Genomic DNA, 12,012 nt, shown 5'->3' with positions numbered 1-12,012 from the left:
AGCGGGTACTTAGAGAGCGTTAGGGAGCAGTTAATGGAGCAGGAACAAGCGCCACGCTGGTGGGCGGTGGTGGCCGTAATGATCGGCATTTTTTTATTGGTGACCGCTGAACAGTTGCCGATTGGGCTGCTCTCTCAAGTGGCCGCTTCCATGGGTGTTACGCCAGGTATGGCGGGTTTGATGGTCACCGTGCCGGGCGTGGTGGCTGCCTTTTCAGCCCCGCTATTACCGGTCGCGGTGGGGCGCTTGGATAGGCGCATCATGCTCACGGTATTGATGATCGTCATGGTAGCCGGGAGTGTGTTGTCGGCCCTGGCGAGCAGTTTCACACTGCTGCTTGCCGCTCGGGTGTTGGTGGGGCTTAGTATTGGTGGGTTTTGGGCCGTTGCCGGCAGTATTGCCCCGCGCCTGGTGCCTGAAGCGCAGGTGCCAAAAGCAATGACGATGATCTTTGGTGGCGTCGCGGCGGCCTCCGTGTTGGGTGTGCCGCTAGGCACGCTGTTGGGGGATCTAAGTAACTGGCGGGTCGCCTTTGGCGCACTGGGCGTTTTTAGCCTGTTAACAGCGATTGCGCTGTGGTGCTGGCTGCCGCCATTACCACCTAGAGAGCCGGTGCGCCTGCGGGTATTGGCGCAGCAATTCAGCAATCGGGGAGTGCGGGTGGCGGTGTTAACCACGGGCTTTGTGGTGGTTGGCCACTTTGCCGCCTACACCTTTATTAGCCCCATTCTGCAAGAGATCAGCGGTATTTCCCAACGCCATGTGGGTAGCCTGCTACTGCTCTATGGGGCGGCGGGTATTTTGGGCAATATCGCCGCCGGAATATTTGCCGGGCGCCACCCTTACCGCGCCGTGCTGGCGATTCCCAGCCTGTTGCTGCTTGTTGTGGCTGCGTTCCCCGTGCTGGGTGTGCAGCCGAGCAGTGGTGTTATGTTGTTGATGGCGTGGGGGGCGGTATTTGGCAGCGTATCGGTCAGCATCCAGACCTGGATTTTACGCACCGCGCCCAATACCGAAGCCGCCACGGCTTTGATGGCTTTCACTTTCAATATGTCCATTGGCCTTGGGGCCATGCTGGGTGGGCGTATTGTCGATGGTACTAGCTTACCCATTGCCATGTGGGCGGCTTCGGGGCTATTCCTGCTGGGGGCACTATTGGTGATTAGTACGCCAGCCAGGGTGGTCGGTGTGAAATCGCGCTGACCCTATAAGCGCCAAAAAAATGCCCCCAGCAGCGGTGGGGGCACGACATTAGAGATTAGCGATTACCAGCGAGTCATTTAAGGGCGCTCAATGGCCAGCGCTACACCCTGACCACCGCCGATACACAGCGTCGCGAGACCTTTCTTAGCATCACGAGCGATCATTTCGTGCAGCAGTGATACCAGCACGCGACAGCCTGAAGCACCGATTGGGTGACCCAGGGCGATAGCGCCGCCATTAACGTTCACCTTGCTGACATCCCAGCCAAGCTCTTTATTGACGGATAATGCTTGAGCGGCGAACGCCTCGTTGGCTTCTGCTAAATCGAGATCATCCAGGCTCCAGCCCGCTTTCTCTAAACAGCGGCGGGTAGCGGGTGCAGGACCGATCCCCATAATAGCCGGGTCAACAGCGGCGTTGGCGTAAGCGGCAATACGCGCTAGCGGCTCCAGGCCAAGCTCTTTGGCTTTCTCAGCGGAACAAATCATCACCACGGCCGCACCATCATTTAAAGAGGAGGCGTTACCTGCCGTAACGGTGCCATCTTTTTTAAATGCTGGCTTCATGCTCGCCAGTTTTTCGACGGTGACTTCGCGCGGGTTTTCGTCGGTATCAAAGACGATTGGGTCGCCTTTACGCTGAGGAATCTCTACCGGCACGATTTGGCTTTTGAATTTGCCCTCTTTAATAGCGTTCGCAGCGTTCTGCTGAGATTGAGCAGCAAATTTATCCATCTCTTCGCGGGTAATACCGTACTTCTCGGCTAAGTTCTCAGCGGTAATGCCCATGTGGTAGTCGTTGAACGCGTCCCACAGGCCGTCATGCACCATGGTATCGATGGCTTTCCAATCGCCCATACGCTGACCATTGCGGGAATTGGGCAGGACGTGGGGAGACGCTGACATATTTTCCTGGCCGCCAGCCAGAATCAGGTCGGCATCGCCGCAGCGAATTGCCTGCGTGGCGAGGTGAATCGCTTTAAGACCTGAACCACATACTTTGTTGATGGTCATGGCGGGTACCGAGGCCGGTAGGCCGCCTTTAATCGATGCTTGGCGAGCTGGGTTTTGGCCGACGCCTGCGGTCAACACCTGGCCTAGCAGTACTTCATCAACTTGGTCGGGGGCTACGCCGGTTGATGAGAGGATATCTTTAATGACTAAAGCGCCAAGGTCACTTGCCGGGATGCCAGCCAGTGAACCACCAAAGGCACCAACAGCGGTGCGGCGCGCCGCAACAATGACTACTTCTTTCATAAGATGACTCCTGGAGTTAAATGCAGGCAGTCTGATTCCAGATGCCCGGTTGGCGTACTCTGTCAGCCGTACTCTTTTAGACGTGCTCTGTCAGCCGTCTCTTCAGCATAGGGGAAGGGTGTGCATTGCGGCAATACGCTTTTATAAGCAAATTAAAACGGGCCACAGAATGGCCCGTTTTAGAAAAGCTTGAAGTGTTCTACCTCTACGCTAACTGCACCGGAATAATATTACTGGTGTGGCTGACGTGGTTGCCTTCCTGGAGATACACCAGCGCGGGCTGATGCTTTTCCAATTCGGCTTCAGTGTAGTGGGCGTAGCTGCAGATAATAATGCGATGGCCAGGGGCGGCGAGGTGAGCAGCGGCGCCATTGATCGAGATCAGCCGAGAGCCTTCCTCACCGCGGATAGCATATGTGGTAAAACGCTCGCCGTTTTCGACGTTATAAATCTGAATCTGCTCGTTTTCGCGAATACCCGCCATATCCAGCAGATCGCCATCGATGGCACAGGAGCCTTCGTAATTGAGCACTGCATGAGTAACGCGTGCCATGTGCAGTTTGGCTTTGAGCATAATGGTATGCATGGGAGTTCCTCTATGACCGGTTGTTAGTTTATTGGCTGGCAGAGCTGGTAGTGCTGCCTGGGAGTTGTACCGTCACGTTGTCGATCAATCGCGCTGGGCCTAGCTTGGCGGCGGCCAGCAGTATCGCTTGGCGAGTGGTGGGACTCACTGGCGCGAGCGTGGTCTCACGTAGTTCCAGATAGTCCGGCGTAAAGCCCGCTTCATAGAGCGCGGTTTTGCCTTGCTTAAGGGCTGTTTCGATAGCCACGCCGTGTTCAAGGCTATCGCGTAGCGTACACAGCGTGCGATATAGCGCGGGCGCTTTCGCACGCTCCTCGCTGCTTAAATAACCATTTCGCGATGACAGCGCCAAGCCATCCTCGGCACGCACGATCGGCACACCGATAATCTCGATGGGCATGTGCAGATCCCGCACCAGCTTGCGAATGACGGCAAGCTGTTGGTAATCCTTTTCGCCGAAGCAGGCAATGTCTGGCTGGACGAGGTTGAACAGCATGCTGACGACGGTAGAAACCCCGTCGAAGTGGCCGGGACGCGAGCCACCGCACAACCCCTCGCCGACGACGGGTACATGAACACGGGTTTGAGCATCCAAGCCGTTTGGATAAAGTGAGCTCACTGCAGGTGCAAACAGCACGTCACAGCCAGCCTCAACCAACTGCGCCTGGTCGGCGTTAAAGGTCCGCGGATAGCCGTCTAAATCTTCCCCTGGGCCGAACTGCATCGGGTTGACAAACAGGCTTGAGACCACGATATCGGCGTGCTGGCGCGCGCAGGCCACCAGCGCTAAATGCCCCGCATGCAGGTTGCCCATCGTGGGCACCAGGGCAATACGCTGGCCGTGCTGACGGTATTCCTGCAGCGTACTGCGTAGCTGATCAATGTCTCGCAAAGTGCGCATAATCGAGGTGTCTTCTTCTAAAAGCGGTTTTCAAAAACGATATTTAAAAACAGTGCTCTGGGGCCGGGAACGTGCGCGATTTGACCGCTTCGTGGTAATGCTGGAAGGCTGTTTGAATACAGTCAGCGTCGGCCATAAAGTTTTTCACGAAGCGCGGTGTACGGCCATGGGTAACACCGAGTACATCGTGCATCACCAGGATCTGACCGTCGGTATCGGGCCCTGCACCAATACCGATGACTGGAACATCCAGCGCCTCGGTTACCGCTTTGCCCAGACTCGCGGGAACGCACTCAAGCAGAATCACCGAGGCGCCTGCCTCAACGAGGACTTTGGCATCATTAATGATCCGCTCAGCGTGAGCGGCATCGCGGCCCTGCACTTTATAACCGCCTAGCTGGTGCACGGTTTGTGGGGTTAAGCCAAGGTGGGCGCAGACCGGTACGCCGCGGCGAGTCAGTTCACGAATGCCATCGGCCATCCAGGCTTCGCCTTCCAGTTTGACCAATTCCGCACCCGCACGCATGACGGCGGCTGCATCTTCCAGCAGACGCTCAGTAGTGGCGTTGCTCATAAACGGCAAATCAACCATCAACAGGCTGTGGCCTTTACCGCGCGCTGCACAGCGAGTGTGGTAAACGATGTCTTCAATAGTGACAGGTAAGGTGCTGTTATGGCCTTGTAATACCATGCCTAGCGAATCACCGACCAGCAGTACATCAATGCCTGCCTGGCTTGCCGCGTGGGCAAAGGAAGCATCGTAAGCGGTCAGGCAACTGAACGTCTCGCCAGCCTGCTTGTAGGCCTGCAGCGTGCTTAGAGTGACGGTTTTCATGGCGTGCTCTCTTTATACAAGGCCACTGCGACATAGGCAGCGGCCATTATTGACGCTGCATCCCTGCATGCGCGAAGTGGCGTAACCGGCAATTGTTACCTGAATGGGGTGTCGGTGTCGAGATATGTGTCAGATGGTAGCATTGAGCGCACGCTAGGCGTCGGGGAGTCGTTCCAAACCTTGGTCTTCAACGCGTTTAAGCCATGCTGATAGCGGCTGTTGGAAGAGGTTGAGTGAGGTCGCGATCTCTGCGAGCGGTAGCAGTACAAAGGCTCGGGCGGTCATTTGCGGGTGGGGGACTTGTAAGCGTGGCACGTCGATAGCGTTGTTGGCGTAGAGCAGCAGGTCAAGATCAAGCGTGCGGGGCCCCCAGTGGCGCTGGCGACGGCGGCGATGCTGTTGTTCCAGCGCCTGCAGCTGGTCGAGCAAGGCCAATGGCGAAAGGCATGTTTCCAGCGCTGCCACGGCATTGATAAAGTCCGGCTGGTCTTGTGGGCCCACGGGGCGGCTGGCATACAGTGATGACGCCGCCACCAAACGGCTGAGTGGCAGCGTGGCAAGCTCTTTAAGCGCCTCGCGAAGCTGCTCTACGGGCGACTCAAGATTGCTGCCGAGGCCAACATAGGCGAGTTGAGGAGAGGTGCCCACGCCCAGTCTCGCTACTCTGTTGCCCGCGGCTTACGCCGCCGTTTGCGCCGACCATCACCTTGACTAGCCGGATCGCCGCCGACTTTTTGCAGCAAGCGACGCTGTTCGTGTTCATCACCACGCTGAAACGCGGTCCACCAGTCGCCTAAACCGCGCGGAATTTCACCCGCCTGTTCGCGCAACAGGAGCAGGTCGTAGCCCGCTCGGAAGCGTGGGTGCTCACGGGTTTGAAAGGCTTTTTTACCGCGTCGCTGGGGCAGTCGCTGCTGTAACTCCCAGATTTCCCGCATGGGAATACCAAAGCGCTTAGGTATCGACGTGAACTCTAACTGGCGGGACACCACCTGTTGAGAGGCTGCTTGAAGCGCGGGTATCGGCGGCATGCCCTCTTGCTCCAGCACTTCCTGGCGCTGTTTGACCGGTGCCCACAAGAATGCTGCCAGCAGGAAGGCCGGGGTGACGGGGCGCTCTTCGGCAATGCGCTTATCGGTGTTGGTCAGCGCTTGCTCAATCAATTCTTCAGCCCAGGCGGCATCAGCCATGGCTTCTTCGGCTTCGGGGAACAGCATGCCAAACAGGCCGTAGTGGCTGAGTAGACGAAACGTGACTAAGCCATGACCCGACATAAACAGCTTGAGCACTTCATCGAATAACCGCGCCGGGGGAATTTGCAGCAGCAGCGGCGCCTGATCGTACATTGGCGCTTCGGTGGCGGGGTCTAGCGTGAAATCGAGCTTAGCCGCAAAGCGCACCGCGCGTAGCATCCGTACCGGGTCTTCGCGGTAACGCGTCGCCGGGTCGCCAATCAAGCGCAGGGTGCGGGTTTCGATATCCCGGGCACCATTGGCAAAATCGGTAATGCTGAAGTCAGCGATATTGTAGTAGAGCGCGTTAACGGTGAAGTCGCGCCGCAGTGCGTCCTCTTCGATGTTGCCCCATACGTTGTCGCGCAGCAGTAACCCTTCATCGGACTGGTGGGCAATATGATCGCCATGCTCGTCTTGGGGTTTGCCACGAAAGGTGGTGACCTCAATAACCTCACGGCCAAAGCGCACGTGGACAATCCGAAAACGGCGGCCGATCAGACGCGAGTTGCGAAATAAATCGCGAACCTGCTCGGGAGTGGCATTTGTCACAACGTCGAAATCCTTGGGCATCTTGCCCAGCAGCGCGTCACGAATGCAGCCGCCCACCAAATAGGCATCGAACCCTGCGCCGCTAAGGCGGTAGAGCACTTTTAACGCGGCATCACTAATATGCTGGCGAGAAACAGGGTGCTCGGAGCGTGGGATATTACGTGGAGAGAGGACGGTGGTGGCACTCTCTTGGGGATCGAGCAAGGTTTTCAATTGCTCCCCCGGGCTGTGTAGTAAACGGGTAAATCCTTTAAACATGCGATAATTTCAACTCGCAGGGTACGAAAAGATAGCCATTAGTAAGTACTTCAAGCGAGTACTGAACATAAATAATTAGTGGCTGAGTGTAGCCGACCCTTGATGGCTTGCAAAGAGTGGCTTGCAAAGCACTTGACGCTAACGTGTGTAAACTCAAGACTCAGACACGGAAAAGGGAGGCTAAGAGAGCCTCCCCTATTAAGCAATTAATCAGCGTCCATGCTGCTGTTTTTCTTCATGATGGCACATCGCCCTGAATACGCACCGCAGTCGGTAGGCGTAAGGATCACGATAGTTCCGACCGCCTCGTATTCAAAACAATAATCCAACCGCGAACTATTCTCCCCCCGGGGAATTATTATTGGCGCCGGGGTGTACACACTGACTGCTTTTGTTGTTGTTAGGATGCAAATTGTTGTGTACGTCGCGTCCTTTCGGGATACTTACTACATTATTGTTGTTGTCAGCGCCTGTGTTGCTTGCGCCAGCAAGTAATGAGATTCAAGCCTATTGTTCTTGTTAGTACCTTTATCTCTACCTGGCCCTGTTGTTTTTGTTTTGGCTCAGGTTAGGGCGAGGTCGTGTTGTTTTTGTTGGTGACCTACCGCTATGCCCAGTTTGTTTTTCTTACCCAGTAATACTGCAGGCGGTGTGCCATCTAATGGATAAATTATAAATTTCAAAAGGTTGGCGTTTTTTATAATAAAGAGGAACTTTGCAGCTCGAGAAGTGTTACCCCTTTTGCGGTCGTTTGTGCATGTTGTTGTGTGGGAAGGTAACAGTACCGGCGTCGCCGCGAATGGATAATTTCTTATTTAAATCAGTGTATTAGACGATAGTCTTAGGTGGATGATTGAAGCCGTTACCTAAGCCTTTAGCCTGGGCGACGAGCGGTTTTTTTACGCGGTATACCAAGCCGCTGGCGCCGTTCCCAAAGGTTTTTCCGGCTGATACCAAGTTTTTGGGCCAGCTCGGTTTCACTCATTTGATCCTGATGTTCGAGCACAAAATGCTGAAAATAATCCTCTAAGGAGAGGTCATCTTCATTCTCTTCAGTAATTTTGTCTGGGCTGCCACCGGTAGCCGAGGCGTTAGTGGATGGCGCATGAGGGCGAGCCGTAATGGGCGCCAGGCCCAAGTCATCCGGGTGTATCAAGTGTCCTTCCGCAAGAATCACCCCACGTTCCAGGGCGTTCTCCAGCTCTCGTACATTGCCCGGCCATGGGTAATCACGCAGGTCTTGGCGGGCTGCACGGGATAGGCGCAGCCCTGTGCGTTCGTGACGCTTACACGCCTTATCGAGCAGAATATCGGCGATCTCCAGCACGTCATCTTCACGCTCACGTAGCGGCGGCAGCTCGATTTGCATCACGTTCAAGCGGTAGTAAAGGTCGAGGCGGAACTCGCCGGTTTTTGACAGTGCGCGCAGGTCCCGGTGGGTAGCGGCAATCAAGCGGACGTTAACGTGGCGGGTTTCTACCGAGCCAATTTTACGGATTTCACCCTCTTGCAGCACGCGTAACAGACGCGCCTGAGCATCCAGCGGTAGCTCGCCAATCTCATCAAGGAACAGTGTGCCGCCATCGGCGGCTTCCACCAAGCCGGTGCGCGCCGCGCTGGCGCCGGTAAAGGCGCCTTTTTCGTGCCCAAACAGTTCGGATTCAATCAGCGTTTCGGGAATCGCCGCACAGTTCACGCTGATGAGCGGCGCTTTGGCCCGCTTGCTTTGTTGGTGAATAGCACGTGCCACGAGCTCTTTGCCGGTGCCCGACTCGCCTAGGATCAAGACGGTGACATCCGCTGGTGCGGTTTTACGAATGCGGGTGTAAACCTGCTGCATGGCAACGCAGTTGCCGATCATGGTTTGTCGTCCACCACCTGCGTCAGTGATATCCGGCGGCGGACTCTGCTGGTTTGACTGCTTGTGCAGGATCCGCTCAACGGTTTCCAGTAGCTCGGCGTGGTCAAACGGCTTAGCAACGTAGTCCACGGCGCCCAGTTTGAGCGCCTCCACTGCAGAGCGCATGCTGGCGTAGCTGGTCATGATCAGTACTGGCACGGGCGCCGCAGCAGCAATCAAGGAAGTGCCTGGCTCGCCCGGTAAGCGCAAGTCGCTGATGATGAGATCAAACCCTGTGAGTTCAAGCTGGCAGGCCTCCTCAGCACTGCCTGCTTCGCTGACCGTATAGTCGTGGCGTTCCAGTAGTCGCTTTAGCGCGCTGCGAATAATCGCTTCATCTTCAACAATCAGAATCCTTGGCATGAGCTGGCTGATTATCCTGTTGGTAAAGCGGCAGCCATAACGTAATGGCAGTGCCGCGAGGCTGTCCGGGCGGTGGCGAGGCCACGTCTATTTTACCCTGATGCTCATTGATAATTTGATAAGCCAACGAAAGACCCAGGCCGGTGCCTTCGCCAGCTGGCTTAGTGGTAGTAAAGGGCTCAAATAAGTGATCGCGCACCCGAGGATCAATCCCCTGGCCGTTGTCCGTAATCCGCCACCAGGCGAGCTGGTCATCGCACCCGGCGTCAATGTGCACTTGCCCGCCTTGGCCACAGGCATCCCGGGCGTTGCTGAGTAGATTGACCATGACCTGGGTTAATCGCTGAGCATCGCCGCGAACCACCAAGTCGTCGGGCGTATCATTGGTTAAAGTAACATCCTCTCCCGAGCGGGCGAGGTGGATCAAGTGCAACGCATCTTCACTAATCGATGAAAGCGCCACAGGCGAGGCAGGAAGCGGGACCGCCTGGCGCCCGCCGTGTGCAAAGCCGACCAGTGAGTTGACGATTTTGGTCACACGTTGGGTCAGTTGTTGGATCTGATCGGCTGTTTCCAGCAGGGCGGGGTCATCGGTGTCGTAGCGTAGGTTCTGAGCCAAGGACGAGATGCCGGTAATGGGGTTACCGATTTCATGGGCGACCCCGGCGGCCAATTGGCCGATTGAGGCGAGCCGCGCCGCATGCACCAGCTCATCTTCCAGCCACTTCATCTCGGTATGGTCTTCAATCAGAATCACACTACCGCCACGGCTGTCGTGGCCGCTGAGAATGGCTTTGTGCAGGGTCAGAAAGTAGTCCTTGCCGTGTAGCGTGACAGCCTGTTTGTAGAGTGGCGTTGATGTTGTCTCAAGCACGCTGCCCAGCAAACTTGGCCACGGTGCGGGTAGGCTGTCGCGGCGTGAGCCGATCACGCTTTCACCGCTAATACCTGAAAGTTGCGAGAGCGCCTGGTTCCACATCAACAGCTCATCATCATCGCCCAATACGCACAGCCCCACCGGTAAATAGGCCAGGGTTTGGCGGTGATGGCGGCGCAAGCCGTCGAGTTCGCGGGCTAACCCTGTCAGCCGCGAGCGGTAGGCTTCCAGGCGGCTTTCGACAAAGTGAATGTCATCGGTTTCCGGAGTGTCGTCGTGACGGTAGGGCAGATAACGGTCGACGATGTCTCGCGCTACCGAGGGCCCCATTAGGCCCGAGAGGTTGGCCTGAATGCGGTCGCGTAAACGACGCAGCGCGTAGGGGCGGCGCTCTTGAGGGGTTAAGTTGAGCGCTTTCAAGGCGCGGGCGACTTCACGGCTGGCGGCTTCATCGCCAAGTGCTTGGGCTAAGTGGGTGGAAAAGTCGCTAGCGGTGGCGGCTTCTAATGGGAAGCGTTTGGAGCGGATCACCGCGTCAACCGAGCACGCCTCCGCGGCGGATTGTTCTCCTTCGGAGATACGCGTAAATAGCGAGATCACAATCAGCAGCAAAATATTGACGGCGAGCGATACCAGCGTGACGTTGTACCACAGTGGCGCATCGGCAGCCGTGAACGGCGTGAAGAGCAGCACTGGCGGAGGCAGTGAAAGTATAAGCGGCAGCCATAACCCCCACAGCCAGATACTGACGCCTGCGACCAAGCCAACAATCATGCCTTTACGGTTAGCGCCAGGCCAATAAAGTAGCGCTAGCATGCCGGGCAGACACTGGGCCATGCCTACAAAGGCCGCCAGTCCCAGGCCAATTAAGCCGTGGTAGCGGCCTACCCACTGATAAAACAGCCAGCCACCGATAATCACCGCAACGACTAAGCCACGTCGCAGCCATAGTAGCCAACCATAGAGGTCACTACGTGCTTCAGGCGGTCTTGCCACCAGCACAATGTGATTCAACACCATGCCGGAGAGCGCCAGCGCAATCATAATCATGGTGCCACTGGCAGCGGCTAGTCCGCCGATAAATGCCAGCGCGCCCACCCACCAGTGTTCGGTCATCAGGTAAGCGGCATAGGCAGCGATGGGTATGTCAGGATTAACTGACTGAGCGGCCCACCAGATCACTGGCACAGGCAGCGCCATTAGCAGTAAAAAAAGCGGCAGCGCCCAACTTGCTTGGAGCAAAGTATGCCGCGACAGGCTTTCCGCAAAGCTGATATGAAACAGGTGCGGCATCATAAACGCAGCGGCGAAGAACAGCAGCAGCAGGGTACGCCATTGGGCGGGGTCAAACTTAGGGGTCTGCTGTTGCAGTGCTGCGCCGGGGCCTTCCAACCACAGCTGAAGATCACCCGGGCCGTCAAACACCACCCATAGTGCCACCGCTCCGAGTCCTAGCATGGTCAGCAGCTTGACGATAGATTCAAACGCAATGGCGCTAAGCAGCGTGTCGTGGCGCCCATGAGACTGGCTACGGCGGGCACCGAAAATGACCGCAAAGGCAGCAATAACCGCGCAAAAAAGCAGGGCCACGCTGCTGCCCGCTTGGCTAGCGGTAATGATATTGACGGCTTCGCTCAGGGTTTTTACTTGAATACCCAGTAGCGGCAGCACCGCCAGTAGACTAACAAGAGTGACCAGCGTGCCCGCCCACCGCGAGCGAAAGCGAAAGGCAAACAGGTCTGCCAGCGACGTTAATTGATAGGTACGGGTGATGCGCTGGATCGGCACCAGCAGTACGGGCGCCAGCAAAAAAGCACCCGCCGCGCCCAGGTAGTAGGCAAGGTAGCCAAAACCCGCGTTGGCAGCCATCTCCACGCTGCCGTAGATTGCCCAGGCACTGGCATAAACGCCCAGGGCAAGGGTGTAAACAATGGGGTGGCGAGTAATATGCACTGGCACCCAGCCACGCTCTACCGCAAAACCGCAGCCAAACAGCAGCGCCAGATAGCCCAGCCCAAGCAATAAGACGCCGACTATCTCAACGTGCAT

9 protein-coding genes are annotated in these 12,012 nt (G+C 56.6%); 1 reads left to right on the top strand and 8 read right to left on the bottom strand.

Translation table 11 applies throughout. The annotated features are described in order from the left end of the window. The first annotated feature begins 33 nt into the window (after window positions 1-33). Entirely contained in the window at window positions 34-1,203 is a 1,170-nt protein-coding gene (locus tag V8L70_RS06960) for an MFS transporter (protein WP_336269107.1), read from the top strand. A gap of 77 nt (window positions 1,204-1,280) precedes the next feature. On the opposite strand, the gene V8L70_RS06955 is transcribed toward V8L70_RS06960, so the two are convergent. The 8 genes from V8L70_RS06955 to V8L70_RS06920 form a co-directional block, all read right to left on the bottom strand. Further along, window positions 1,281-2,459, bottom strand: coding sequence for an acetyl-CoA C-acetyltransferase (locus V8L70_RS06955; protein ID WP_176304298.1), 1,179 nt, complete (start codon window positions 2,457-2,459; stop codon window positions 1,281-1,283). A 205-nt stretch (window positions 2,460-2,664) separates the two neighbouring features. Continuing rightward, the gene (gene panD, locus V8L70_RS06950; protein WP_101145688.1) at window positions 2,665-3,045 is read right to left on the bottom strand and encodes an aspartate 1-decarboxylase; all 381 of its coding nucleotides are present in this window, start codon (window positions 3,043-3,045) and stop codon (window positions 2,665-2,667) included. Window positions 3,046-3,073: 28 nt separating this feature from the next. Beyond that, window positions 3,074-3,946: a pantoate--beta-alanine ligase gene (gene panC, locus V8L70_RS06945; protein ID WP_336269105.1), complete on the bottom strand. Its 873-nt coding sequence runs from the start codon at window positions 3,944-3,946 to the stop codon at window positions 3,074-3,076. Between the two features lie 43 nt (window positions 3,947-3,989). Then, entirely contained in the window at window positions 3,990-4,781 is a 792-nt protein-coding gene (gene panB, locus V8L70_RS06940; RefSeq protein WP_336269104.1) for a 3-methyl-2-oxobutanoate hydroxymethyltransferase, read from the bottom strand. A 153-nt stretch (window positions 4,782-4,934) separates the two neighbouring features. Next, on the bottom strand, window positions 4,935-5,429 hold the full coding sequence (gene folK / locus V8L70_RS06935; RefSeq protein ID WP_336269103.1) for a 2-amino-4-hydroxy-6-hydroxymethyldihydropteridine diphosphokinase: 495 nt from the start codon (window positions 5,427-5,429) through the stop codon (window positions 4,935-4,937). Window positions 5,430-5,440: 11 nt separating this feature from the next. Next, window positions 5,441-6,823, bottom strand: coding sequence for a polynucleotide adenylyltransferase PcnB (gene pcnB / locus V8L70_RS06930; protein WP_336269102.1), 1,383 nt, complete (start codon window positions 6,821-6,823; stop codon window positions 5,441-5,443). Between the two features lie 874 nt (window positions 6,824-7,697). Continuing rightward, window positions 7,698-9,086: a sigma-54-dependent transcriptional regulator gene (locus V8L70_RS06925; RefSeq protein ID WP_101145683.1), complete on the bottom strand. Its 1,389-nt coding sequence runs from the start codon at window positions 9,084-9,086 to the stop codon at window positions 7,698-7,700. Next, window positions 9,064-12,012 carry an ATP-binding protein gene (locus tag V8L70_RS06920; RefSeq protein WP_101145729.1) on the bottom strand — a complete coding sequence of 983 codons (2,949 nt, stop codon included), beginning with the start codon at window positions 12,010-12,012 and terminating at the stop codon, window positions 9,064-9,066. Before V8L70_RS06920 ends, V8L70_RS06925 begins: the two co-directional genes overlap by 23 nt.

It is taken from the genome of Vreelandella arctica (assembly GCF_037070215.1).
Taxonomy (GTDB): domain Bacteria; phylum Pseudomonadota; class Gammaproteobacteria; order Pseudomonadales; family Halomonadaceae; genus Vreelandella; species Vreelandella arctica.
This window is presented reverse-complemented; position numbering and strand designations above follow the sequence as displayed.